This is a genomic window from Rodentibacter myodis (assembly GCF_001999305.1).
In the GTDB taxonomy this organism is placed as follows: domain Bacteria; phylum Pseudomonadota; class Gammaproteobacteria; order Enterobacterales; family Pasteurellaceae; genus Rodentibacter; species Rodentibacter myodis.
The window spans coordinates 1-24,541 of record NZ_MLHQ01000006.1 but is presented as its reverse complement, the minus strand read 5'-3'; the positions used below and the strand labels follow the sequence as shown (position 1 = coordinate 24,541).

Here is a 24,541-nt window from a genome sequence, read left to right as displayed (position 1 = left end):
ATCTTATGAATTTTTGACCGCATTTTTGTAAGAAAACAAACAAAATATTCTAGGAACATTATGACGTTAACACAACGATACAAACAAGCCGCCAAAGAAGCACGATGGGCATTGGGTTTAACCGTCCTATATGTCATTGGTTGGTGCTTATGTGCTTATTTACCAAAAGAGACTGTGGGCCCGATCGGTTTTCCACTTTGGTTTGAGCTTTCCTGCATTTATCTGCCGATTTTATTTATTGTCATTGGGTATTGGATAATCAAAATCGTATATCAAGATATTTCTCTTGAAGTAAAAGATCGGGAGGATAACCAATGAATCTCGGTATTATTCTGCCCTTAATTATCTATCTCACCTTTGTTTTTGGCGCGGCAATTTATGCTTATATTAAACGCACAAAAGGTGATTTTTTAACCGAATACTATATGGGTAATCGCTCAATGACCGGTTTTGTCCTTGCGATGACAACTGCTTCTACTTACGCCAGTGCTAGCTCATTTGTGGGAGGGCCGGGAGCGGCTTATAAATATGGATTGGGCTGGGTATTGCTAGCGATGATTCAAGTACCGGCGGTATGGCTTGCCCTAGGCGCACTCGGTAAAAAATTCGCCTTACTATCCCGTGAAACCAATGCACTTACGATTAACGATCTCTTTCTTTATCGTTACAAAAACAAATACTTGGTTTGGATCGCAAGTCTTGCCTTATTGCTCGCCTTTTTTGCAGCGATGACGGTGCAATTTATCGGTGGCGCGCGTTTACTGGAAACCACAATCGGTATTTCCTATACACAAGCCCTCTTGCTTTTTGCCCTAACCGTGGGAATTTATACCTTTATCGGCGGTTTTCGTGCGGTGGTATTGACGGATACCATTCAAGGCACCGTAATGATTTTCGGCACGTTGATTTTACTTGGTGGCACCATTTATGCCCTTGGCGGTGTGGAAAGTGCGGTCAATAAATTAACTGAAATTGATCCTGCGTTAGTCAGTCCTTACGGCCCGAACGATATGCTTGGTTTTCAATTTATGGCTTCATTTTGGGTGCTGGTGTGTTTCGGTGTGGTGGGTTTACCGCATACAGCGGTGCGTTGTATGGCATTTAAAGACAGCAAAGCCCTTCATCGGGGGATGTTAATCGGGACTATCGTACTTTCGCTGATTATGTTCGGAATGCACCTCTCCGGCGCATTAGGACGTGCCATTATTCCTGATTTAACCATTGCCGATCAGGTGATCCCAACATTAATGTTACAGGTACTTCCACCAATTGTTGCAGGGATTTTCTTAGCCGCACCGATGTCTGCCATTATGTCCACCATTGATGCGCAACTCATTCAATCTTCCTCCATTTTCGTGAAAGACTTATACCTTTCCGCCAAACCGGATGCAGCAAAAAACGAGAAAAAAATCAGCTATATTTCTTCCCTCATCACCTTGATTTTGACTGCTCTGTTAATCATCGCTGCCCTCAATCCGCCCGAGATGATCATTTGGTTAAACCTGTTTGCTTTTGGTGGATTGGAAGCCGCCTTTCTTTGGGTGATTGTATTGGGCATTTATTGGGACAAAGCCAATGCCTATGGTGCGTTAAGTTCAATGATTATCGGGTTAGGGAGCTATATTTTACTCACTCAATTGGGTGTGAAATTACTCGGATTTCACCAGATCGTACCGGCATTGGTATTCGGCTTAATGGCGTTTTTAATCGGTAATAAATGGGGCGAACGCCGACTCGAAAAAATTGAGAAAAAATGACCGCACTTTTAAGGTATTATGCCGTAAACACACAAAACCAACATCGCTATCAGTAAGAATGTGATGCTTTGCATCTGTATCAAAAGTTCAATAGTTAATATAAAGACGCCGGTGTAGTGTCTCTATATTTTGGATTTTACAAAAAAGTGCGGTCAAAATTTGGCGTATTTTTTAATAATGCAACCCAAATAAACAATTCTTATGAGTTAATATTGCCAACACCGGTATGTCGTTTCGACAATTTCACTTTTAGTATATTCCCTTATTTATGGATGACGGGAAGTAAGATGAACACAATAATGGAATTACTATGATCTACCAAGTTATTGCCCTTCTTCTTTGGAGTAGCTCATTAATCGCTGCCAAATTTACCTATTCAATGATGGATCCTGTTCTGGTGGTTCAGGCACGGTTATTCATTGCAATGATATTGGTAATGCCATTATTTTTACGCCGTTGGAAAAAAATTAATAAACCAATGCGTAAACAACTGTGGTGGCTTGCCTTTTTCAATTACACAGCCGTGTTTTTATTGCAATTCATTGGGTTAAAATACACCTCCGCCTCTAGTGCAGTAACGATGATAGGGCTTGAACCATTGCTCGTCGTATTTATTGGTCATTTCTTTTTCAAAGATAGGGCGAAATGGTTTCACTGGTTGTTCGGCGCAATGGCATTTTTGGGGGTTGCGGTAATGATTAATGGCGGACAACACCACGAAGGCATTAATGAAATCAGCCTACTCGGTTGCCTGTTGGTACTGGCTGCCGGTGTGATATTTGCCTGTGTATTGCGTTGGACACAATCGGTGATCGCCAACGTTTCCACCGAAGCCTATACCGCAACTACCATTGTATTAGGTTCAATAACCACACTTCCTTTCACATTACTTCTAACCGAAAACTGGAATATTGATTTAAATGGCTATGGCATTACCGGGCTATTTTATCTTGCTATCGGATGTAGCTGGCTGGCTTATTGGCTCTGGAATAAAGGTTTAAATAGTGTCGATGCAAATCTTTCCGGCATTCTGGTTTCACTTGAACCGCTATTTGGGATTTTATTCGCTGTACTATTGCTTGGCGAAATGCTCTCATTTTCTACCGCACTTGGCATCACCATCATTATGCTTGCGACATTAGGCTCGACATTACTGCCAAAATTTTTAAAAAAGTCAGTATAATATTCACCACTTTTATGAAATGAAGGAAAACATATGGCTTGGATTCAAATTCGCTTAAATAGCACCAATGAAAAAGCAGAAAATATCAGTGATTTTTTAGAGGAAATCGGCTCGGTTTCCGTAACATTTATGGACAGCCAAGACACCCCAATTTTTGAACCCCTACCGGGGGAGACCCGCCTTTGGGGAAATACGGACGTTATCGCCTTATTTGATGCGGAAACGGATATGGCGGAAATCGTGGCGTTGCTCAAACAAGCCGGGCATTTAGATGAGAACACGGCTTATAAAATCGAACAAATTGAAGATAAGGATTGGGAGCGTGAATGGATGGATAATTTTCATCCAATGCAATTCGGTAAACGCTTGTGGATTTGCCCAAGTTGGCGTGAAGTGCCGGATGAAAATGCGGTAAATGTAATGCTCGATCCCGGTTTGGCTTTCGGAACAGGCACTCATCCGACAACCGCACTTTGTTTGGAATGGTTGGATGGATTGGATTTGACCGGTAAAACCGTGATTGATTTCGGTTGTGGTTCCGGTATTTTAGCCATTGCCGCTTTAAAATTAGGTGCGAAAAGTGCCATTGGCATTGATATTGATCCGCAAGCAATTCTTGCCAGTCGCAACAATGCAGAGCAAAACGGCGTTGCCGATCGTTTACAGTTATTCCTTTCCGATGAAAAACCTGCCGATCTCAAAGCGGATGTCGTGGTGGCCAATATTCTTGCCGGCCCGTTGAAAGAACTTTATCCGGTAATTAGTCGGTTGGTAAAAGAAAATGGTGAGTTGGGATTATCCGGTATTTTAGAAAACCAAGCGAAATCGGTATGCGATGCTTATGCGCAAACGTTTAACCTCGCACCTGTCGCCGTTCGTGAAGAATGGTGCAGAATTACGGGTCAATTAAAAACGCTTTAATTTCTTTTTGTCAATCAAAAAAGTGTATTTTTTGAACAAAAATCACCTTGCAAAGCAAGCCAAAATGCGTATCATAGCACGCCTTGTCGATTGTCGCCCTGTTCGACAATAGTTGGATTTAGGCTTGTGTAAGGTGGTTAAAGTAAAATGCGAATCGGTTCGTACCAATTAAAAAATCGTATTTTACTTGCACCCATGGCAGGCATTACCGATAAACCCTTTCGCCGTCTTTGTGTGCATTATGGTGCAGGTTTGACTTTTTCAGAAATGATGTCAACCAATCCCCAAGTTTGGCACACAGAAAAATCCAAACTACGTTTAGCACATAGTGAAGATTTAGGTATTAATGCGGTACAAATTGCCGGTTCCGATCCTTTGGAAATGGCGCAGGCTGCTGCGGTAAATGTCGCCTATGGTGCGGAAATTATCGACATTAATATGGGTTGCCCCGCAAAAAAAGTGAATCGTAAATTGGCAGGATCTGCCTTGTTACAATTCCCTGATCTGGTAGAGAAAATTCTACGGGAAGTGGTCAATGCTGTTGATGTGCCGGTAACCTTAAAAATCCGTACCGGCTGGGATAAATCCAATCGAAATTGTGTGCAAATCGGCAAAATTGCAGAACAATCCGGTATTCAGGCTTTGACCATTCACGGACGGACGAGAGAATGTCTTTTTGAAGGGGAAGCGGAATACGACAACATTCGCGCAGTCAAACAGGCTATTTCAATTCCGGTAATTGCAAATGGCGATATTGATTCCGCCGCGAAAGCAAAAACGGTGCTTGATTACACAGGTGCCGATGCAATAATGATCGGTCGTGCCGCATTAGGTAATCCTTGGTTATTTCAATCGGTGGAAGGCTTAATTGAGCGTGATTCGATAACTCAAACGCCAAGTTTAAGTGAAAAGTGCGGTCAAATTTTGCGTCATATTCAAGAATTACACCAATTCTATGGCGAGCAAAAAGGTTATCGCATTGCCCGTAAACACGTGGCTTGGTATTTACAGGGAATTCAACCCGATTCCGTTTTTAGACAGACTTTTAACGCAATTAGTGATCCGCAGGAACAACTTATTGTGTTGGAAAATTTTTTAAATTCAATTTTGGATAAAGAAAAATGTTAGAACAACAACGTAGTCCGGCCGAGGCATTAACCGTTTCGGTTTTAAACTCTCAATCACAAGTAACCAACAAACCATTACGCGATTCGGTAAAACAAGCGTTACGCAATTATTTATCGCAATTGGATGGTCAAGATGTGAATGATCTTTACGAATTAGTATTAGCGGAAGTTGAACACCCAATGTTAGATATGGTTATGCAATATACCCGCGGTAATCAAACCCGTGCGGCAAATATGCTTGGTATCAACCGTGGTACATTGCGTAAAAAATTGAAAAAATATGGCATGGGTTAATCCCTGATTAGCACAATAAATAAAAAGGCGGACACATAAATGTCCGCCTTTTTTCTTACTCAACCGCTCTTTTTATTTACTTATAAAGTTTTAGCAAGGTCTTTAATAAACGCTTTAAAGGTTTTCCCTAATTTTTCGTGGCGAATACCATATTCAACAAAGGCTTCCATATAACCGATTTTATCGCCGCAGTCGAATGATTTACCTGTCATATGAAATGCTTCCACTGTTTCCTTTTCAATTAGCATATCAATTGCATCGGTTAATTGAATTTCGTCACCAACGCCAACCGGTGTTTTTTCCAATAAATCCCAAATTGCCGCAGAGAAAACATAACGACCGACAACAGCAAGATTAGAAGGTGCTTGCTCTACTGCAGGTTTTTCAACAATGCTTTCAATTTTTGCACTTTCACCACCTTTTAGGGCAACACCTGCACAATCGGCAATACCGTAGCTGCTCACTTCTTCTTTTGCCACTGGGGCAACCATAATTTGGCTGGCTTGGGTTTCGTTAAAACGTTTGATCATTGCCGATAGATTTTCTTTTTTCTGATCGGCACTAAAATCAGCCAACAATACATCCGGCAATACCACCACAAAAGGTTCGTTACCAACAGCCGGACGACCACACAATACTGCGTGTCCTAAGCCTTTTGCGTTACCTTGACGAACGTGAATAAGCGTGACATCTTTCGGGCAGATAGAACGCACTTCTTCTAAAAGCTGGCGTTTTACCCGTTTTTCCAACATTGTTTCAAGCTCAAAAGAAGTATCAAAATGGTTTTCGATAGCATTTTTTGAAGAATGGGTCACTAGCACAATTTCTTTAATGCCAGCAGCAACACATTCGTTTACCACATATTGAATTAATGGCTTATCAACCAAAGTTAGCATTTCTTTTGGAATTGCTTTTGTGGCAGGCAACATTCGGGTGCCTAAACCTGCAACAGGGATAATTGCTTTCATATTTTAAATATCCGTTTATTTAGTTAATTAGACTGAACCGTTTGAAGATTCATCCTGTAGTTGTTTAATTCGTTGGTAAACTTCTTCTCGGTAAACAGAAACTTCTTTAGGTGCTTCCACACCGAGTTTGATTTGGTTTCCACGTACACTCAAAACCGTGATAGAAATATCCCCCCCAATAAGTACACTTTCGCCAGCTTTACGAGTTAAGATTAGCATTCTCTATATCCTTAGTTTACATTCTATTAGATATCTATTAACCAAGGAATGGCTGACCTCCTATCAACCAAGGCTTGTACTATAGATGATCATTTAACCAATTTTGTGCCGCACTCACTGCCTGTGCAACATTTTCCGGCTGAGAACCGCCCGCCATTGCCATATCGGGACGGCCACCGCCTTTACCACCAACTTGTTGTGCCATTAAATTCACAAGTTCACCAGCTTTGATTTTTGTCGTTAAATCATTTGTTACACCAACAACGAGATTCACTTTTTCGCCTAAAACCGATGCAAATACGATAACACCCGAGCCAAGCTGATTTTTCAAATCATCAACCATTACTCTCAAGGATTTTATTTCAATCCCGTCCAGTTGATGTGCAATCACTGAAATACCTTTAATTTTGACCGCACTTTTCACCAGATCAGAACCGGCTTGCATTGCCGCTTTTTCTTTTAAGCCTTGTAGCTCTTTTTCTGCTTTCTTCGCTTTTTCTTGAAGTTGCTGAATTTTATCCGCAACCGTGTTCGCATCCGATTTTAAGAGTTCTGCACTTTGGTTCAAAATACGCTGTTGGTTGATGATCCAATTCATTGCCGTTTCACCGGTTACCGCTTCAATACGGCGAACACCGGCAGCAACAGCCGTTTCTGTGGTAATTTTAAATAGACCAATATCACCGGTACGTTTGGCGTGAATACCACCACAAAGTTCAATAGAAAAATCACCCATTGTTAAAACACGAACCTGATCGCCGTATTTTTCACCAAAAAGTGCCATTGCACCTTTTGCTTTCGCCGCTTCAATGTCCATAATTTCTGTTTGAATGGGGAAATTGGCACGCACTTTTTGGTTGACAAGGCGTTCAATATCTTCAAGTTGGGCTTTGCTAATCGCTTCAGGATGTGCAAAGTCAAAACGCAATGCACTATCTGAAACCAATGAACCTTTTTGTACAACGTGCGTTCCCAATAATTGACGTAATGCTGCGTGTAATAAGTGGGTTGCAGAGTGATTCAATGAGGTTTGTTGGCGGCGTTCGACATCCACCACGGCATTCACGGTTTGTCCGACAGAAAGTGTGCCTTGCTCTAATTCACCAATATGACCAAACACTTGACCATATTTTTGTGTATCTTTCACGCTAAAGGTGACGCCCTGTGCGGCGAGATGACCGCTATCACCAATTTGACCGCCCGATTCTGCATAGAATGGGGTATTTTCTAATACCACCACCGCACTTTGACCTGCCGAAATTTGTTCAACCGGCTTGCCGTCATAGAAAAGTGCGGTTATTTTTGCCAAAGATTCTGATTCGGTATAGCCTTCAAATTTGGTTTCACCTTCAACACGAATCACGTTGTTATAATCTAGGCCGAATTGGCTTGCTGCCTGCGCGCGCAAACGTTGCGCTTCCATTTCACGCTCAAAGCCTTCTTCATCAATGGTAATATTGCGTTCACGACATACATCGGCGGTTAAATCCAATGGGAAACCGTAAGTATCATAAAGTTTAAATGCGACTTCACCGGAAAGTACGCCGTCTTTCACGTCAGACAAGGCTTCATCTAACAGGGTTAATCCACGTTCTAGTGTGCGGGCAAATTGTTCTTCTTCCAAACGTAAAAGTTTTTCAACATTGGCTTGTTTCGCTTTTACATCTTTACCGGCTTCTGCCATGACTTCAATTAAGGTTGGTACTAATTTGTAGAAGAAGGTTTCTTTCGCACCTAATAAATGCCCGTGGCGCACTGCACGACGAATAATACGGCGTAATACATAGCCTCTGCCTTCGTTTGACGGAATCACGCCGTCTGCGATCAAATAAGCGCAAGAACGAATATGATCGGCGATTACACGTAATGATTTATTGTTTAAATCCGTTGTACCGACAATTTCTGCGGTTTTTGCAATAAGTGTTTTAAAAATATCAATATCGTAATTTGAATTCACGTGTTGCAAGACGGCTGAAATACGTTCTAAGCCCATACCGGTATCCACAGACGGGCGAGGGAGTTTTTCCATTGTGCCGTCTGCCAAGCGGTTATATTGCATAAAGACGACATTCCAAATTTCAATATAGCGGTCGCCGTCTTCTTCCGGTGATCCCGGTGGGCCGCCCCAAATGTGATCGCCGTGATCGTAGAAAATTTCGGTACAGGGGCCGCAAGGGCCGGTATCTCCCATCGCCCAGAAATTATCTGAAGCATAAGGCGCGCCTTTGTTGTCACCAATGCGAATAATACGTTCAGCCGGTACACCCACTTCTTTATGCCAAATATCGTAGGCTTCGTTATCCGTCTCATATACGGTAACCCATAATTTTTCTTTTGGCAGACCAAGCCATTGTGGCGAAGTTAAATATTCCCACGCAAAATTGATCGCGTCCTGTTTGAAATAATCGCCAAAACTGAAGTTACCCAGCATTTCAAAGAAAGTATGGTGACGTGCCGTATAGCCTACATTTTCTAAGTCATTGTGTTTACCGCCAGCACGCACGCAACGTTGTGCGGTCGTGGCACGTGAATAAGGGCGTTTATCCAAGCCGAGGAAGACATCTTTAAATTGATTCATCCCTGCATTGGTGAAAAGAAGCGTTGGATCATTTTCCGGCACAAGTGAGCTACTTGCGACCACCTGATGACCTTTGCTATGAAAGAAATCAAGGAATGATTGTCTAATTTCCGCTGTTGTTTTCATCATAAACCTGTTTATTAAAATTAACTAAAAATTAAAACGAAAAAATCGCACTATTTTTGCATATTTTTCTAAATTAGAAAAAACCTTTTTCCGAATAAATGCCTATCTTTGTTTATTATTTAAACGTTCTTTTCTTATAAAATCTTTCTTTATTAAAGAAGACCGGCGATGAAAAAAACCGCACTTGAATCAAGTTTTCAAAGTGCGGTTAAAATTCCTTCATTTTTTATGAACGTCAATAATCGAATTTATTCATCACGTAACGGAACAACCAACATATCAATTTTAATCGTGTTCATCACTTGGCGTGTTGAAGACATTAATTTACTCCAAAAATCTTGGTGATGTCCGGTGACTAATAAATCCACATCATATTGTTCAATGGCGTCCGTAAGCACTTGACCTAAATCACCGCTACCGCTTAATTTTTCCTGAATCGGATAATCGGCTCTTTCGGCTAAATCCAACAATGCTTTTTGGGTTTCACTTGAAATGCGATCCTGCATCGAGGACATATTCACATCAATCAATCCGGTATAAAGATCCGAAAAATTTACATCTACGTGGATAATGGAAAGTTTCGCTTCGTGGCGTTTTGCCACCGCAACGGCTTTTTTTACCAAGAATTCACTTTCATCGGAAAGATCCACTGCGACTAAAATATGTTTATACATAATCGACTCCTTATTCTGATTGGTTTTATCTTTTTCTTAAAAATATAGTAACACCGCAAAATTTAAAAAAACTTGCAGTAGATCACATTTTGATAAATCACTTAATTTTTCCCATTAAATTTTCGATTTCATCAATTTCTTTTGGCACGGCAGCGGTGAGATTTTTATTACCATATTCCGTCATTAATAAATTATCTTCAATACGCACGCCAATGCTTTTATATTGTGCCGGCACATCTGCCTCTTCCGAAATATACAATCCCGGTTCAACCGTGATCACCATTCCAATTTCTAAGGTGCGATCACGTTCTTCGCCATATTCGCCCACATCGTGTACATCAAGCCCGAGCCAATGCCCCAAACCGTGCATATAAAATTGGCGATAGGCTTTTTGTTCAATCAGTTGATCCACATCCCCTTGTAAAATGCCAAGTTCCACCAATCCTTGCACTTTAATGCGGATCACTTCATCATTCGCTTTTTTAATGGAGCTTCCCGGCACTAATAATTCAATCGCCCGTTTTTGTGCTTTCAAAACCAATTCATAAATTTCGCGTTGTGCTTGGGTAAATCTTCCATTGACGGGAAAAGTGCGGGTAATATCGCCTGCATACATTGCAAATTCACAGCCTGCATCGATGAGAACAAGATCGCCCTCTTTCAATGGCCGATCATTTTCCGTGTAATGCAAAATACAGGCATTATCCCCACCGGCAATGATGGAATTATAGGAAGCAAAACGCGCACCGTGGCGATTAAATTCGTGCAAAATTTCACTTTCAATTTCATACTCAAAACGATTTGGGCGGGTTTCTTGCATTGCTTTAATGTGGGCTAAAGCCGAGATTTGCCCTGCTTGTTGCATTAGACGAATTTCATTGGGTGATTTAATCAAACGCATTTCACTGAGGATCGGACGCCAATCTAAAACATCATCAAAATTGACCGCACTTTCCGCCAGCAATTTATCCGCCCACAAATGCCATTCCGGCACGTAATAAAGTGCGGTTAAATTTTGGGTAATTTTTGGCAACATCTCTGTCAAAGAATGAATGGAATAAGCCTCATCCACATTCAATTTTTGCGGTGCGCGTTCCACACCTAAACGGCGACCGTTCCAGGTTTCTAATAATGGATCACGATCACGAAGAAAAATGATCGCTTTTTCCGCCTGCTCCGTTTTCACTAAAAGCAATGCGGCATTGGGTTCATTAAAACCGGTTAAATACCAAAAATAACTGTCTTGTCGGAAAGGAAATTCGCAATCATTATTACGGCGTTTTTCAATTTCTGAAAAAAGTAATAAAGCAGAATTTGGTTGCATTTGTGCCAAAACCCGCTGACGGCGTTGAGCAAATTCTTCTTTTGGCAATTCTGCCATATACGCAAGATCCATTTTTATCCCTCCGTCAATTAATGTAATACCGGTTTTTCGGCGGTCGGTGCGTGATTAAAATGCGTGTAAAACAAGGTTGCAATCGTTCGCACGTATTCGATGATTTCTTCAAGGGCTTCGCTCATTTCTTCTTTATCATCTTCTTCATCATAACCCAGTTGGCAAATGTCGTGTAAATCCTCCACCGCTTCGCCAATTTCGCCTTTTTCTTTGTCTAAATGCGGTTGTGCTAATCCTAAACCTAACAAGAAATGATTCGCCCATTCCGAAAGACTGTCTGCCCGCACAAAAACATCCTCGTCTTCCACCAATCCCAACTCAAAAGAAAAACTTTCAACATCGGCTAATGTGGTAGAAATGGCTTGATGAAGTTCGGTTACTTTGGCTAAAAGTGCGGTCGGATAGTCGTGATTATCGTTGGTGAATTGATAAAGTAACGGTTGCCAGCTTTGATCGTTCACACCGCCGCAAATTAAGCCGCTTAAAAAGCCGTGCAGTTCCGTGGCATTTATGCCGATACCGGCAGTTTTAAGTTGTGGGTTTAATTCTGTTTGAAAATGCATTGTGATTGGTTTCCATAATAAAATTCGTTTGCAGTGTACCCCTTTGGAAATAAAAAAGCGATCGCTTTTCCATTCGGAAAAACGACCGCACTTTTATCACATCGCAGAGAGGGAATTACATCATTCCGCCCATTCCTCCCATACCGCCCATTCCGGCACCGAGATCTGCTTTTTCATCTTTTGGAAGTTCGGTAACCATACATTCTGTGGTAATCATTAAACCGGCTACGGAGGCGGCAAATTGTAATGCAGAACGGGTTACTTTAGTTGGATCTAAGATCCCCATTTCTAACATATCGCCGTATTGTTCGGTGCTTGCATTGTAACCAAAGTTGCCTTCACCGGCTTTCACCGCACTTGCCACCACAGAGGCTTCTTCGCCTGCATTGGTCACGATTTGGCGTAATGGCGCTTCCATTGCACGTAATGCAAGTTTGATCCCTACATTTTGCTCTTCGTTATCACCCTTCACGCTTGCGGCGACTTTTGATGCTGCACGCACTAAGGCGACACCACCACCGGCAACAATCCCTTCTTCCACTGCCGCGCGGGTGGCGTGCAATGCATCATCCACACGGTCTTTTTTCTCTTTCATTTCAACTTCGGTTGCCGCACCAACTTTAATAACCGCCACACCACCGGCTAATTTTGCCACACGTTCTTGAAGTTTTTCTTTGTCATAATCGGAAGTGGATTCTTCAATTTGTTGACGAATTTGTGCCACACGTGCATTGATTTGTGCTTGATCACCAATACCGTCAATGATGGTGGTATTGTCTTTATTGATCACCACACGTTTTGCCTGACCTAAATCTTCAAGGGTTGCTTTTTCAAGTTCCATTCCGATTTCTTCAGAAATCACCGTACCTGCCGTTAAAATCGCAATATCTTGCAACATTGCTTTACGGCGATCGCCAAAGCCCGGCGCTTTCACTGCCGCCACCTTCACAATGCCACGCATTGTGTTCACCACTAATGTTGCTAAGGCTTCGCCTTCCACATCTTCAGCAATGATTAACAACGGTTTACCGGCTTTCGCCACACCTTCTAACACAGGCAATAATTCACGAATGTTAGAGATTTTTTTATCCACTAACAAAATATAGGGATTGTCTAACTCAACGGTTGCCGCTTCAGGTTTGTTGATGAAATAAGGGGAAAGATAACCGCGATCGAATTGCATACCTTCCACCACCGCTAACTCATCTTCTAAGCCTGTGCCGTCTTCTACGGTAATCACACCTTCTTTACCCACTTTTTCCATTGCTTGGGCAATTAATTGACCCACAACGCTGTCGGAATTAGCAGAAATAGTACCAACCTGTTCGATTTCTTTTGAGGTTTCACAAGGTTTGGATAAATTTTTAAGCTCGGAAACGACCGCACTTACCGCTTTATCGATACCACGTTTTAAATCCATTGGGTTCATACCTGCGGCAACGGCTTTCAAACCTTCATTCACAATGGCTTGTGCCAAAACGGTTGCGGTAGTCGTACCATCACCTGCCGCATCATTGGCTTTAGAGGCAACCTCTTTCACCATTTGTGCGCCCATATTTTCAAATTTATCTTCCAATTCAATTTCACGTGCAACGGATACCCCGTCTTTAGTAATAGTTGGCGCACCGAATGATTTATCTAAAATCACGTTACGACCTTTTGGCCCAAGGGTGACTTTTACCGCATCTGCCAATACGTTCACACCGTTTAACATTTTTACACGCGCGTCATTACCAAATTTTACGTCTTTTGCTGCCATTTTAAATTTCCTTAATGTTTTTGATTTATTCTTCGCCCCTTACGGATTGAGGCAAACTGATTGAGGCAAACAAGCCTTATTATCACTATTCTACAATCGCCAAAATATCGGATTCAGAAATAATTAATACTTCTTCACCGTCAATTTTTTCGCTTTTCACGCCATAACCGTCATTAAAAATCACGGTATCGCCCACTTTCACATCTAAAGGTTGAACCGTGCCATTTTCTAAAATGCGACCTTTTCCCACTGCCAACACTTTTGCACGGGTTGATTTAGTGGCGGCTGAACCGGTTAATACGATACCACCGGCAGAAAGCGTTTCCACTTCTTCACGTTTAATGATCACACGATCATGTAATGGACGAATATTCATTTGTTAGTTTCCTTCTAAAAATTAAAATGCTTTCCCTATATAGGGCAGAAAATTTTGCTTTCAAGAGAAAAATCAAAAAAATTTCCCCTAAAAAAACTAATCCGAAAAATGAAAATATGTCTTGAAAGCGGTTCTGAAAATGTGATCTCTATCAATTTTTTTGTTCGGAAAATTTCTATAATGGCGACAAGTTAATTTAACCCAATAGGTGACTAAGATGACTCAATTTAGAAAAGAAGTAGATTTACTTGGTGAACGTGATGTACCGACTGATGCTTACTGGGGTATCCATACATTAAGAGCAGTTGAAAATTTCAATATTTCTAACGTCACCATTTCGGATGTACCCGAATTTGTACGTGGTATGGTAATGGTAAAAAAAGCCACTGCACTTGCCAATGGTGAATTGGGTGCAATTCCGGCTGATATTGCCAAAGCAATCGTTGCTGCTTGCGATGAAATCTTAACCACCGGTAAATGCTTGGATCAATTCCCTTCCGATGTATATCAAGGCGGTGCAGGTACTTCTGTAAATATGAATACTAATGAGGTAGTGGCAAACCTTGCTCTTGAAAAAATCGGTCATAAAAAAGGTGAATATAATGTGATTAATCCGATGGATCACGTAAACGCCAGCCAATCCACTAACGATGCTTATCCGACCGGTTTCCGTATCGCGGTTTATAACAGCATCTTAAAATTAATCGATAAAATCCAATACCTGCGTGATGGTTTTGATGCCAAAGCAACCGAATTTGCCAATATTTTAAAAATGGGTCGCACCCAATTACAAGATGCAGTGCCAATGACGGTTGGTCAGGAATTTAAAGCATTCGCCGTATTACTGGAAGAAGAAGTACGTAATTTAAAACGTACTGCAGAATTACTCCTTGAAGTAAACTTAGGGGCAACCGCAATCGGTACCGGATTAAACACACCACAAGGTTACACGCAATTAGTGGTAAAACATCTTGCCGAAGTAACAGGCTTGCCTTGCGTGCCTGCAGAAAACTTAATTGAAGCCACATCAGACTGTGGTGCCTATGTAATGGTTCACGGTGCATTAAAACGTACCGCCGTAAAACTTTCTAAAGTATGTAATGACTTACGTTTGCTTTCCTCAGGTCCTCGGGCAGGCTTAAAAGAAATTAATCTACCTGAATTACAAGCAGGTTCTTCCATTATGCCGGCAAAAGTCAATCCAGTTGTGCCTGAAGTAGTGAACCAAGTTTGCTTTAAAGTGATCGGTAATGACACGGCAGTGACCTTTGCGTCAGAAGCGGGTCAATTACAATTAAACGTAATGGAACCGGTGATTGGTCAAGCAATGTTTGAATCTATCGACATTTTAACCAATGCCTGCGTAAACTTACGCGATAAATGTGTAGACGGCATTACCGTAAACAAAGAAATTTGTGAAAACTACGTCTTCAATTCAATCGGTATTGTGACTTATTTAAATCCATTCATTGGTCACCATAACGGCGACTTAGTGGGTAAAATCTGTGCCGAAACCGGTAAAGGCGTACGTGAAGTGGTGTTAGAAAAAGGCTTATTAACAGAAGAACAATTAGACGATATTCTTTCTGTTGAAAACTTAATGAACCCGACTTACAAAGCGAAATTAAATAAATAATTCGCCCAATCAGAACGTACAAGTGCGGTCAAAATTCTCTGTAAATTTTGACCGCACTTTTTTGATTCATAAAATAAGAAAAAACCGCACTTTGCCATAACAAAGTGCGGTTTAAATTTTAGTGATGCTTTAAATTATAAAGATGCTTGATCAACAGCAACACCAGCCCCCATTGTGGTAGAGATGCTTACTTTTTTGATGAAAATACCTTTAGCGGTTGTTGGTTTAGCTTTGTTTAACGCCGCTAACAATGCAACTAAGTTGTCTTTTAATTGTTCAGGTGCGAAATCTGCTTTACCGATCGTTGTATGGATAATACCATTTTTGTCGTTACGGTAACGGATCTGACCTGATTTTGCATTTTTCACTGCTTCAGCAACGTTTGGCGTTACAGTACCAACTTTCGGGTTTGGCATTAAGCCACGTGGACCTAATACTTGACCTAATTGACCTACAACACGCATTGCATCCGGAGAAGCGATAACAACGTCAAAGTTCATTTCGCCTTTCTTAATTTGCTCTGCTAAATCTTCCATACCTACTAAATCAGCACCTGCTGCTTTAGCTGCTTCTGCGTTTGCGCCTTGTGTAAATACTGCTACGCGAGCTGTACGACCTGTACCATGTGGTAATACGGTTGCACCACGTACGTTTTGGTCTGATTTACGAGGGTCGATACCTAAGTTCACCGCTACGTCTACGCTTTCAACGAATTTAGCTGTTGCGAATTGTTTTAAAACTGCGATCGCTTCGTTGATTTCGTAAGCTTTAGTAGAATCTACGCCAGCTTTGATTGCTTTCATTTTTTTAGTCAATTTAGCCATCGTATTATTCCTCCACCACTAAGCCCATTGAACGAGCAGTACCGGCGATTGATTTCATTTTCGTTTCGATAGTCGCGCCAGTCATATCTGCTGCTTTAGTTTCAGCAATTTGACGGATTTGATCTAAGGTCACTTTACCCACTTTATCTTTATTCGGTTTACCTGAACCTGATTTGATACCTGCCGCTTTTTTCAATAAAACTGCAGCCGGAGGGGTTTTAGTTACAAAAGTGAATGAACGATCTGCATAAACTGTAATAACAACAGGGATTGGTAAACCTTTTTCTAAGCTCTCAGTACGAGCGTTGAACGCTTTACAGAATTCCATGATGTTAACACCTTGTTGACCTAATGCAGGACCAACCGGTGGTGACGGGTTAGCCATACCAGCTGCAACTTGCAACTTAACGTATGCTTGGACTTTTTTTGCCATTTTTAAGTTTCCTCTAAGTGGGTGATAACGCTATTACTAGCTCCCCGATTTACACAAAAATACGAACGCAAAATTGCGTTCGTAAATAGAGCGTGAATTTTACAAAAAGTGCGGATAAATTTCAAGCGGTTTTCACTACTTTAACTTAATAAAAATCATCAAAAATCTACCGCACTTACCGTTTTATCATCCACCACCAATTTTAATAAATACCAAATAAACCAGATAATAGAATCACAACCATCGTGGCAATAATCGGCATAATGAAAGACGTTACCGCAATTTCCCAATAGGATTCTTTGTGCGTCATTCCGGTATTGCTCAATAAGGTCAATACTGCACCATTATGCGGCATCGTATCTAACCCACCTGAAGATAACGATGCGACACGATGAAAGGCTTCCGGAGGTATGCTCATCTGTTTGGCAAGCGTGAGATATTTCTCGCCAAGGGCTTCTAATGCGATCCCCATTCCGCCTGAAGCTGAACCCGTCGCTCCCGCTAAAATATTCACAGCAACTGATAAGGAAATCAAAGGACTTCCCGGAATATTTAAAATCATTGCGGTTAAATGCTCAAACCCCGGCGCCATTCTGACTACGCTACCAAACCCCACCGCCGCCGCAGTGTTAATAATCGCCCCTACTGCACCGTTTGCCCCTTTTCCGATTGCGGGAATAAAGGTAGATTTTTTATCCAAATTGAGCAAGATGACTAAGGCAATACCAGCCAGCAAAGCCAATACAATATTTTTGGGATCGCCGTTTTTCAAACCGATTAATTCAGGGATAAAATTTAACACGATAATCACCGTAATTAACGGTAAAAGAGCGAAGAGCGGATGAGGTAAGCGGCTATCATTGTTGCCCGTGGCTATAGATGTTTCTGGTTCAATAAAGAACTCGCCGTTTTTCGCATATTTTTTCCGTCGCATTTCTAAATAAGCCACACCACCGAAAAAAAGCACTGCAGAGGCAGTGAGTCCCATAATAGGGGCAGCCATCGCATCTGTGCCAAAATATTGCGTTGGAATTAAATTTTGGATTTGTGGCGAACCGGGTAAGGCAGTCATCGTGAACGTAAAGGCACCACAGGCAATCGTACCGGGAATTAATCGGCGGGTAATATTGGCTTGTTTAAAGACTGCCAACGCAATTGGGTAAACCGCAAAAACCACAACGAATAAACTCACACCACCATAGGTTAATAACGCACAGCCTAACACAATGGAAGCAATCGCACTTTTTGCTCCCACCATTTTAGTAAGCCAAACGGCGATGGATTTTGCACCGCCGCTGACATCCATCAAATTACCAAAAATCGCACTCAATAAGAAGGCAGGGAACCAAGCTTTAACGAAGCCCACTAATCCATTCATATAGCTACCTAAATAGGCGTCAAGAATATCTAATCCTCCCGTTAGTGCCACAATTGATGCACATAGGGGGGCAATCCAAACAATCGAATATCCCCTAAATGCTAAAAACATCAGTAACGTTAGCCCGATAAAAATACCGACTAAACTTAACATAAGTTTCTCCTTGATAGGCTTTTAAATTTGTTGCATAAAAAAATGCATCGCCGAATTAATCAACGATGCATTTTAGGTGACTAACCGGCAGTCCAACCGCCGTCCATTGATAAACAAGCCCCTGAGATGGATGCTGCCGCATCGGAACAGAGAAATTTAACCAATTCACCAATTTCGTTCGGCTCAATCAAGCGTTTAACTGCGGCTTTTTGCAGCATAATTTGACTGATCACATCTTGTTCGGAAATTTGATGATGGACGGCTTGATCCGCGATTTGTTTATCCACCAAGGGGGTTCTCACATAAGCAGGGCAAATGGAATTGACCGTAATACCGTAAGCACCGCCCTCTAATGCCGCCGTTTTGGTTAATCCCGATAAGCCGTGTTTAGCGGAAACATAGGCAGATTTAAATTCCGAAGCGACCAAGCCGTGAATGGAATTTAAGTTGACGATTCGCCCCCAACCATTTTGCTTCATATAAGGCCAAACATATTTTGTTAATAAAAATGGGGAGTTCAACATTAAATTCATCATTAAATACCAACGATCTTCTGGAAAATCTTCAATCGGCGAGACGGTTTGAATACCAGCGACATTGACAAGAATATCCACCGAGCCAAATTGTTCCACCGCATAATCCACCAACGCTTTACAATCCGCTTGTTTAGAGAGATCAGTCACCACATAACTTGCCTGTAGTTCTTCGGCGCGTTGTTTCAATAAGGTTTCATTAATATCTGCCATAACGACTTTCACGCCGGTTTGAGTAAGACTTTGACTAATCGCTAATCCGATGCCACTGGCGGCGCCTGTTACAATCGCAATTTTTTGATTTAACATCGCAGTTCTCCTGTAATAAAGGGGTTATATCCGCTCAACAATCATCGCAATACCCTGACCGCCGCCAATGCAAAGCGTCGCAAGCCCAAGTTGTTTATGTTGTGCTTGTAAGCTGTGAAGTAGGGTCACCAAAATTCTCGCACCGCTTGCACCGATAGGGTGTCCAAGTGCGATAGCGCCGCCATTGATATTGGTTTTGCGTAAATCCAGTTGTAACTCTTTTGCCACGCCGAGAGCTTGAGCGGCAAAGGCTTCATTAGCTTCAATTAGATCAATTTGTTCAAGGGTTAAATCCGCTTTTGCCAATGCTTTTTGTACTGCCGGCACAGGTCCTAATCCCATTACTTTTGGATCATTACCGCTCGCGGCATAACTACGAATACGGGCAAGCGGTTTTAAGCCGAGAGAGTTTGCCTTGCTTTCGCTCATTAGCACTAAAGCCGCCGCACCGTCATTTAAACCGGAAGCATTGCCTGCAGTAACCGTGCCATCTTTGATAAAGGCAGGGCGTAGTTTGGCGAGACTTTCTTCGGTAGTGTTGGATTTAGGGTGTTCGTCTTGTTGGAAAAGGCTTTCGCCTTGACGGGTTTTAACCACTACCGGTACGATTTCTGCCAAAAATGCACCGGATTCGACCGCTTGTTTTGCCTTTTGCTGGGAAGATAAGGCAAACTGATCCTGTTCTTCACGGCTAAAACCGTGTTTTTGAGCGATATTTTCTGCGGTGATCCCCATATGGTAATGATTGATCGCACAGGTTAAGCCATCTTCCACCATTGTATCTTTTAGGGTTAAATTGCCCATTTTCGCGCCACTACGCACTTTACCATCAAGCACATAAGGTGCTTGGCTCATATTCTCCATTCCACCGACAACCACAACCTCAGCATCACCGCTGGCAATCGCTTGAGCACCAAGCACAACGGCTTTGAGGCCTGAACCGCACACTTTATTAAGTGTAAAAGAAGAAACCTCTTCACCAATCCCTGCTTTTAATGCAGCTTGACGAGCAGGGTTTTGCCCTAATCCCGCCTGTAACACATTGCCCATAATGACTTCATCAACCTGTTGTGTTGATACATTGGCTCGCTTTAAAGCCTCTTGAATCACAACAGCCCCTAAATCAACCGCACTTACTGTGGATAATCCACCGCCAAATGTACCGATAGCGGTGCGAGCCGCACTTACAATCACAATATTTTTCATTTTTCTCTCCTTGTTTGATTTATAAGAAATAAAGACCAATGATAAAAATCGGGGCAGTGAAAATCAGGGCGGTCATACAGTAGCCCATAATGTCCCGCACACCTAAACCTGCAATCCCCAATGCCGGCAATGCCCAAAATGGTTGTGCCATATTCATCCATTGTTCACCATAGGCTATCGCCATTGCCGATTTACCTAAATCCGCCCCTAAAGCCTGTGCTGCGGGGATAACGAAAGGCCCCTGAATCACCCAATGTCCGCCACCGCTTGGCACAGCAAAATTAATAAATGCAGAACTAAAGAAAGTCATTAGTGGAAAGGTGTCTTTGTTAGAGACATTGATGAAAAATTCGGTCAACATACCGCCTAACCCTGAATGTTCCATCATCAACTGAACACCAGCATAGAACGGAAATTGGATTAAGATACCGGCAGTGCTACGTGTAGCATTTATAATCGCCCGCATATATGCCATTGGTGAACCGTGTAGTACTAATCCCGTGAGTAAGAAAATAAGGTTGACGTTGTTGATGGTGAGATTAAATCCCTGTTTATAGAAGTGCATTGCAAGATAGCTGTAACCTAGCAGACCAATTAGGTAGGCAATAAAACGGCTTTCTTCCATTTTCTCTGCCACAGTCGCCTTTTCGTCTAATTTCTTGGTAAAAGACGGATCGGGCGCAAGAAGGGCAGGATCAACACTTTTTGCTTCGGAGGCTTTCGGTGTCATCATCAAGGTAATTAACGGCAGGATAAACAGCAGGGCTAAGGTAATGAAGAGATTATAATTAGAGAAGATGGTCTGGCTTGTTGGAATGATCCCCTGCGGATTGTCTGCGGTCATCATAAAGTGGGCGACAGGGTTATTCGGTGTGGCGGCTAACAACGGCATTGAGCCAGAAAATCCTCCGCCCCAGGTCATAAAGCCGATATAGGCACAGGCAATCAGTAAGGCGTAATCCGTACCTTTAATCCGGCGGGCAACTTCTTTGGCAAACATTGCACCAACGACTAAGCCAAAACCCCAGTTAATAATACAGGCTAAGCCGCCCATAAAGGTGACAAGCATTACTCCCTGTGCCGGTGTTTTAGCGATCGAGGCAGCACGGTTTAAAAAGGCTTTTATTTGTGGCGAGGTCGCTAAGGCATTACCGGTTACCACAATCAATGCCATTTGCATACCAAAGCCAAGCAAATTCCAAAAACCGTTTCCCCACATATTCACTAGATCAACAGGGGTACTATCGGTTAATCCCCACGCACAAATAAAGGTAATGAAAGTCAGTAAGACGGCGAAAATGAGAGGGTCAGGTAAATACTTGCTGACAACTGCCGTCATAAAGCGGGAAACTCGGCTAATCATAACGGCATTCCTTTTTGGCTGATTTTCATTTCTTTAAAATCTTCAGCAATGATGAAATCTGCTTCCGTTTTGGCTTTGATCGTATCCAAATCCACATTAGGGGCATGTTCTTTTAGAATTAATTGTCCATTTTCAACGCTAAATACCGCTAATTCCGTCACAACCAATTTCACTTTATTGCGAGCAGTGAGCGGTAAGGTACATTGTTTTAGAATTTTGGACGAACCCGATTTCGCACAATGTTCCATACCAATAATCACTTTTTGGGCACCGGTAACGAGATCCATTGCGCCGCCCATTCCCGGTACCATTTTGCCCGGTACCATCCAGTTCGCCAGATTACCTTGTTGGTCAACTTCCAAACCGCCCAGTACACAAGCATCAACGTGCCCGCCACGAATTAAAGCGAAAGAAACCGCACTATCAAAGAAAGCACCGCCCGATTTAATGCCACAAGACTGCCCGCCGGCATTAACAATATTCGGATTATCATTTTCCGGATCAAACGCCGTTAGACCTAGAAAACCATTCTCTGACTGTAAAGTGATATCCACCTCATCCGGCAAATAATTTGCAACCAAAGTCGGCAAACCAATCCCTAAATTAACCACATCTCCATTCTTTAATTCCATTGCAATACGACGTGCGATAAGTTCTTTTGCGTTCATAGTTCCTCCTACGAATTAGAAATAATGTAGTTCACCAACATTGCCGGTGTCATAATTTGATTAGGATCGAGAGTGCCGGATTTGACGATTTTGTCCGCTTCCACAATCACGGTTTTAGCTGCCAATGCCATTAACGGATTGAAATTGCGGGCAGCGCCATCATAGATAAGGTTGCCGTCTTCATCGGCAATTGCGGCTTTAAGAATGGCTAAATCAGCTTTAAGGGGCAATTCCAACAAGTATTCAACGCCGTCCAACGCTATTTTTTGCTTGCCGTGTTCAACGACAGTGCCTACCCCCGTTGGCGTTAAAAAACCACCTAACCCTGCACCACCGGCACGAACACGCTCGGCAAATGTACCTTGAGGAATCAGTTCAACTTCAATATCACCCGAAATCATTTTTTTACCGGTTTCAGGGTTCGTACCGATATGGGAGGCGTACACTTTTTTGACTTGATTGTTGACAATCAACGGCCCTACACCATTGTGAACCTGTGCAGTATCACTAGAGATTAAAGTGATATCTTTAACTGGCGTCTCTAAAATTGCCTGTACAATTTTTTCTGGCGTACCAACGCCCATAAAACCGCCCGACATTATTGTCATTCCATCAAAGAAATGTGTTTTTAATTCGCTTAGCGAAATAATTTTTGACATAGCGTCCTCCAAATATAGATTATTAACTATCATTTTTTTTTATAACAAAAACACAACACATCCGATTTTATCGAGAAAAATCGAACAATGATTTATTAAGGAAGTGCGTTTATAGCCCTATAAAACTAACGAATTAGCTTGTATAATTTGTTCGTATTCTTATAGTAAATTGATTGATTTACCTCAAAGTGCGGTTTTATTCATCATATTTCTAAAAAGAATAGCAAGAGAGAAAAAAGAAAAGAAATATTGATTTTTTAGATATATATAAATTTTATTTATAGATATGAACCACCTTTAATTGTGGAGGGGAAAAATGGATATCCGCCATTTACGCTACTTTATTGCTATTGTTGAAAATCACTTTAATTTGAGCAAAACCGCTCAAAATATTTATATTTCTCAACCTGCATTGAGTATGATGATTAGCGAATTTGAAGATAAAGAAGGGATTCAGCTATTTAAACGTTCAAATAGCAAAATTGTCGGATTAACCTACGTTGGTGAAAAATATTACTTTGATGCCAAAAATGTAATTAAGCAATACAATAAAATGTACCAAAATTTGCATAAAGAACATCAGGATATAAGTGGGAAAATTTCAATCGGTATTCCACCTTTAATTCTTTCAGTCGTTTTTTCAGAAGCGATGCCTAAAATAATATTGGCTAACCCTTCAATTCGTTTTATTACTCAAGAACAGGGGGCATTCGCATTAAAAAGTGCATTACTTTTAGAACAAGTTGATTTGGCAGTATTGCTTTATCCGGAAGGCATTTCCAAAAATATTATTGATTCCTTTGAAATTCACCATTCCGAATTATCTGTTTTTCTCTCACCCAATCATCCGTTAGCACAGCAAGAAAGGATTGACTGGCGAGATCTTAATAAACAAAAAATGGCGATTTTTGATAAAAGTTTTATGATTTCTCATCAACTAAAAGAAAATTTTGAACGACATAATATTCATCCGAATATCATTATTGAATCCAGTTCTTGGGACTTTATGCTTAATTCAGTGAAATTAAATCCGGAATTGCTCACCATTCTTCCTTATCCAATGGCTGAGCAGTACCCTTCAACAGATCTTGTCTATCGGAAGATGAACAATCCTATTTTATGGCGGGTAACGCTTTGTCGCTTAAAGAAAAAGAATTATTCCTGCGTAGAGAATTATGTCTTCGATTCATTGTTAAAGTGGTTTAATGTGAAATGACATACAAGCTTTGGAAAAATTCTTGCTATTCTTGCTACATTATGGTTCAGATTCTTTCAGTATGAAGAGAGATAACTGAATTAAACGCTTATGTTAAATAGCCAAATCCTTTCGGAGATTATCAATCCTCTCGGAGATTATCAATCCTCTTAAAATGGATAAGCATTCTGTCTGTTCAATTAAGGAGACAAGTATTTTTTAATACATAACAAAAGCCCTTAC

The 24,541-nt window shown here is 41.6% G+C and carries 24 protein-coding genes; 8 read left to right on the top strand and 16 right to left on the bottom strand.

The window, feature by feature from the left end; all coding sequences use genetic code 11:
* Positions 1-60 precede the first annotated feature (60 nt).
* The 6 genes from BKL49_RS01640 (at position 61) to fis (ending at position 5,282) form a co-directional block, all read left to right on the top strand.
* On the top strand, positions 61-318 hold the full coding sequence (locus tag BKL49_RS01640) for a YhdT family protein (RefSeq protein ID WP_077422898.1): 258 nt from the start codon (positions 61-63) through the stop codon (positions 316-318).
* Positions 315-1,757 (top strand): sodium/pantothenate symporter, encoded by a 1,443-nt coding sequence (gene panF, locus BKL49_RS01635; RefSeq protein ID WP_077422897.1) that lies wholly within the window; start codon positions 315-317, stop codon positions 1,755-1,757. The genes BKL49_RS01640 and panF overlap by 4 nt, the downstream gene beginning before the upstream one ends.
* 310 nt (positions 1,758-2,067) lie before the next feature.
* On the top strand, positions 2,068-2,940 hold the full coding sequence (locus BKL49_RS01630; protein ID WP_077422896.1) for a DMT family transporter: 873 nt from the start codon (positions 2,068-2,070) through the stop codon (positions 2,938-2,940).
* A gap of 33 nt (positions 2,941-2,973) precedes the next feature.
* Positions 2,974-3,861: a 50S ribosomal protein L11 methyltransferase gene (gene prmA, locus BKL49_RS01625; RefSeq protein ID WP_077422895.1), complete on the top strand. Its 888-nt coding sequence runs from the start codon at positions 2,974-2,976 to the stop codon at positions 3,859-3,861.
* 147 nt (positions 3,862-4,008) lie between these two features.
* Positions 4,009-4,989: a tRNA dihydrouridine synthase DusB gene (gene dusB, locus BKL49_RS01620; RefSeq protein ID WP_167367104.1), complete on the top strand. Its 981-nt coding sequence runs from the start codon at positions 4,009-4,011 to the stop codon at positions 4,987-4,989.
* Positions 4,983-5,282 carry a DNA-binding transcriptional regulator Fis gene (gene fis / locus BKL49_RS01615; protein ID WP_077422894.1) on the top strand — a complete coding sequence of 100 codons (300 nt, stop codon included), beginning with the start codon at positions 4,983-4,985 and terminating at the stop codon, positions 5,280-5,282. Before dusB ends, fis begins: the two co-directional genes overlap by 7 nt.
* Positions 5,283-5,362: 80 nt before the next feature.
* Here the strand turns inward: fis and galU are convergent, their stop codons facing one another.
* From galU to BKL49_RS01575, 8 genes are all read right to left on the bottom strand, one after another.
* Positions 5,363-6,250: a UTP--glucose-1-phosphate uridylyltransferase GalU gene (gene galU, locus BKL49_RS01610; protein WP_077422893.1), complete on the bottom strand. Its 888-nt coding sequence runs from the start codon at positions 6,248-6,250 to the stop codon at positions 5,363-5,365.
* A gap of 27 nt (positions 6,251-6,277) precedes the next feature.
* Positions 6,278-6,469, bottom strand: coding sequence for a carbon storage regulator CsrA (gene csrA, locus BKL49_RS01605; protein WP_077422892.1), 192 nt, complete (start codon positions 6,467-6,469; stop codon positions 6,278-6,280).
* A gap of 79 nt (positions 6,470-6,548) precedes the next feature.
* Complete coding sequence (alaS, locus tag BKL49_RS01600) at positions 6,549-9,173, bottom strand: alanine--tRNA ligase (protein ID WP_077422891.1); 2,625 nt, start codon at positions 9,171-9,173, stop codon at positions 6,549-6,551.
* A 248-nt stretch (positions 9,174-9,421) separates the two neighbouring features.
* Positions 9,422-9,847 carry a universal stress protein UspA gene (gene uspA, locus BKL49_RS01595; protein WP_077422890.1) on the bottom strand — a complete coding sequence of 142 codons (426 nt, stop codon included), beginning with the start codon at positions 9,845-9,847 and terminating at the stop codon, positions 9,422-9,424.
* A gap of 97 nt (positions 9,848-9,944) precedes the next feature.
* Entirely contained in the window at positions 9,945-11,243 is a 1,299-nt protein-coding gene (pepP, locus tag BKL49_RS01590) for a Xaa-Pro aminopeptidase (protein WP_077422889.1), read from the bottom strand.
* A 17-nt stretch (positions 11,244-11,260) separates the two neighbouring features.
* Complete coding sequence (locus tag BKL49_RS01585) at positions 11,261-11,806, bottom strand: YecA/YgfB family protein (protein ID WP_143530790.1); 546 nt, start codon at positions 11,804-11,806, stop codon at positions 11,261-11,263.
* 115 nt (positions 11,807-11,921) lie between these two features.
* Positions 11,922-13,565: a chaperonin GroEL gene (gene groL, locus BKL49_RS01580; protein WP_077422887.1), complete on the bottom strand. Its 1,644-nt coding sequence runs from the start codon at positions 13,563-13,565 to the stop codon at positions 11,922-11,924.
* 85 nt (positions 13,566-13,650) lie between these two features.
* Positions 13,651-13,941 (bottom strand): co-chaperone GroES, encoded by a 291-nt coding sequence (locus tag BKL49_RS01575; RefSeq protein WP_077422886.1) that lies wholly within the window; start codon positions 13,939-13,941, stop codon positions 13,651-13,653.
* Between the two features lie 217 nt (positions 13,942-14,158).
* Between BKL49_RS01575 and aspA the strand changes: the two genes are divergently transcribed.
* The gene (gene aspA, locus BKL49_RS01570; protein WP_077422885.1) at positions 14,159-15,577 is read left to right on the top strand and encodes an aspartate ammonia-lyase; all 1,419 of its coding nucleotides are present in this window, start codon (positions 14,159-14,161) and stop codon (positions 15,575-15,577) included.
* A gap of 134 nt (positions 15,578-15,711) precedes the next feature.
* On the opposite strand, the gene rplA is transcribed toward aspA, so the two are convergent.
* The 8 genes from rplA to atoD form a co-directional block, all read right to left on the bottom strand.
* Complete coding sequence (rplA, locus tag BKL49_RS01565) at positions 15,712-16,401, bottom strand: 50S ribosomal protein L1 (protein WP_005599212.1); 690 nt, start codon at positions 16,399-16,401, stop codon at positions 15,712-15,714.
* A 4-nt stretch (positions 16,402-16,405) separates the two neighbouring features.
* The gene (gene rplK, locus BKL49_RS01560) at positions 16,406-16,834 is read right to left on the bottom strand and encodes a 50S ribosomal protein L11 (RefSeq protein ID WP_005542594.1); all 429 of its coding nucleotides are present in this window, start codon (positions 16,832-16,834) and stop codon (positions 16,406-16,408) included.
* Positions 16,835-17,036: 202 nt separating this feature from the next.
* Positions 17,037-18,365, bottom strand: a complete 1,329-nt coding sequence (locus BKL49_RS01555) for a GntP family permease (RefSeq protein WP_077422884.1) — start codon at positions 18,363-18,365, stop codon at positions 17,037-17,039.
* A gap of 80 nt (positions 18,366-18,445) precedes the next feature.
* Positions 18,446-19,207 (bottom strand): 3-hydroxybutyrate dehydrogenase, encoded by a 762-nt coding sequence (locus BKL49_RS01550; protein WP_077422883.1) that lies wholly within the window; start codon positions 19,205-19,207, stop codon positions 18,446-18,448.
* A 24-nt stretch (positions 19,208-19,231) separates the two neighbouring features.
* Positions 19,232-20,413: an acetyl-CoA C-acetyltransferase gene (locus BKL49_RS01545; protein WP_077422882.1), complete on the bottom strand. Its 1,182-nt coding sequence runs from the start codon at positions 20,411-20,413 to the stop codon at positions 19,232-19,234.
* 19 nt (positions 20,414-20,432) lie between these two features.
* Positions 20,433-21,776, bottom strand: a complete 1,344-nt coding sequence (locus BKL49_RS01540) for a TIGR00366 family protein (RefSeq protein WP_077422881.1) — start codon at positions 21,774-21,776, stop codon at positions 20,433-20,435.
* Entirely contained in the window at positions 21,773-22,444 is a 672-nt protein-coding gene (locus tag BKL49_RS01535; RefSeq protein WP_077422880.1) for a 3-oxoacid CoA-transferase subunit B, read from the bottom strand. Before BKL49_RS01535 ends, BKL49_RS01540 begins: the two co-directional genes overlap by 4 nt.
* An 8-nt stretch (positions 22,445-22,452) precedes the next feature.
* Positions 22,453-23,103, bottom strand: coding sequence for an acetate CoA-transferase subunit alpha (gene atoD / locus BKL49_RS01530; RefSeq protein ID WP_077422879.1), 651 nt, complete (start codon positions 23,101-23,103; stop codon positions 22,453-22,455).
* 316 nt (positions 23,104-23,419) lie between these two features.
* On the opposite strand from atoD, the gene BKL49_RS01525 reads away from it, so the two are divergent.
* Positions 23,420-24,319, top strand: a complete 900-nt coding sequence (locus BKL49_RS01525) for a LysR family transcriptional regulator (protein WP_077422878.1) — start codon at positions 23,420-23,422, stop codon at positions 24,317-24,319.
* The last annotated feature ends 222 nt before the right edge of the window (positions 24,320-24,541 follow it).

Excerpts from the sequence above, each read along its gene's own strand:
- BKL49_RS01640 (WP_077422898.1), top strand. The coding sequence starts at position 61 with ATGACGTTAACACAACGATACAAACAAGCCGCCAAAGAAGCACGATGG.
- panF (WP_077422897.1), top strand. The coding sequence starts at position 315 with ATGAATCTCGGTATTATTCTGCCCTTAATTATCTATCTCACCTTTGTT.
- BKL49_RS01630 (WP_077422896.1), top strand. The coding sequence starts at position 2,068 with ATGATCTACCAAGTTATTGCCCTTCTTCTTTGGAGTAGCTCATTAATC.
- prmA (WP_077422895.1), top strand. The coding sequence starts at position 2,974 with ATGGCTTGGATTCAAATTCGCTTAAATAGCACCAATGAAAAAGCAGAA.
- dusB (WP_167367104.1), top strand. The coding sequence starts at position 4,009 with ATGCGAATCGGTTCGTACCAATTAAAAAATCGTATTTTACTTGCACCC.
- fis (WP_077422894.1), top strand. The coding sequence starts at position 4,983 with ATGTTAGAACAACAACGTAGTCCGGCCGAGGCATTAACCGTTTCGGTT.
- galU (WP_077422893.1), bottom strand. The coding sequence starts at position 6,250 with ATGAAAGCAATTATCCCTGTTGCAGGTTTAGGCACCCGAATGTTGCCT.
- csrA (WP_077422892.1), bottom strand. The coding sequence starts at position 6,469 with ATGCTAATCTTAACTCGTAAAGCTGGCGAAAGTGTACTTATTGGGGGG.
- alaS (WP_077422891.1), bottom strand. The coding sequence starts at position 9,173 with ATGAAAACAACAGCGGAAATTAGACAATCATTCCTTGATTTCTTTCAT.
- uspA (WP_077422890.1), bottom strand. The coding sequence starts at position 9,847 with ATGTATAAACATATTTTAGTCGCAGTGGATCTTTCCGATGAAAGTGAA.
- pepP (WP_077422889.1), bottom strand. The coding sequence starts at position 11,243 with ATGGATCTTGCGTATATGGCAGAATTGCCAAAAGAAGAATTTGCTCAA.
- BKL49_RS01585 (WP_143530790.1), bottom strand. The coding sequence starts at position 11,806 with ATGCATTTTCAAACAGAATTAAACCCACAACTTAAAACTGCCGGTATC.
- groL (WP_077422887.1), bottom strand. The coding sequence starts at position 13,565 with ATGGCAGCAAAAGACGTAAAATTTGGTAATGACGCGCGTGTAAAAATG.
- BKL49_RS01575 (WP_077422886.1), bottom strand. The coding sequence starts at position 13,941 with ATGAATATTCGTCCATTACATGATCGTGTGATCATTAAACGTGAAGAA.
- aspA (WP_077422885.1), top strand. The coding sequence starts at position 14,159 with ATGACTCAATTTAGAAAAGAAGTAGATTTACTTGGTGAACGTGATGTA.
- rplA (WP_005599212.1), bottom strand. The coding sequence starts at position 16,401 with ATGGCTAAATTGACTAAAAAAATGAAAGCAATCAAAGCTGGCGTAGAT.
- rplK (WP_005542594.1), bottom strand. The coding sequence starts at position 16,834 with ATGGCAAAAAAAGTCCAAGCATACGTTAAGTTGCAAGTTGCAGCTGGT.
- BKL49_RS01555 (WP_077422884.1), bottom strand. The coding sequence starts at position 18,365 with ATGTTAAGTTTAGTCGGTATTTTTATCGGGCTAACGTTACTGATGTTT.
- BKL49_RS01550 (WP_077422883.1), bottom strand. The coding sequence starts at position 19,207 with ATGTTAAATCAAAAAATTGCGATTGTAACAGGCGCCGCCAGTGGCATC.
- BKL49_RS01545 (WP_077422882.1), bottom strand. The coding sequence starts at position 20,413 with ATGAAAAATATTGTGATTGTAAGTGCGGCTCGCACCGCTATCGGTACA.
- BKL49_RS01540 (WP_077422881.1), bottom strand. The coding sequence starts at position 21,776 with ATGATTAGCCGAGTTTCCCGCTTTATGACGGCAGTTGTCAGCAAGTAT.
- BKL49_RS01535 (WP_077422880.1), bottom strand. The coding sequence starts at position 22,444 with ATGAACGCAAAAGAACTTATCGCACGTCGTATTGCAATGGAATTAAAG.
- atoD (WP_077422879.1), bottom strand. The coding sequence starts at position 23,103 with ATGTCAAAAATTATTTCGCTAAGCGAATTAAAAACACATTTCTTTGAT.
- BKL49_RS01525 (WP_077422878.1), top strand. The coding sequence starts at position 23,420 with ATGGATATCCGCCATTTACGCTACTTTATTGCTATTGTTGAAAATCAC.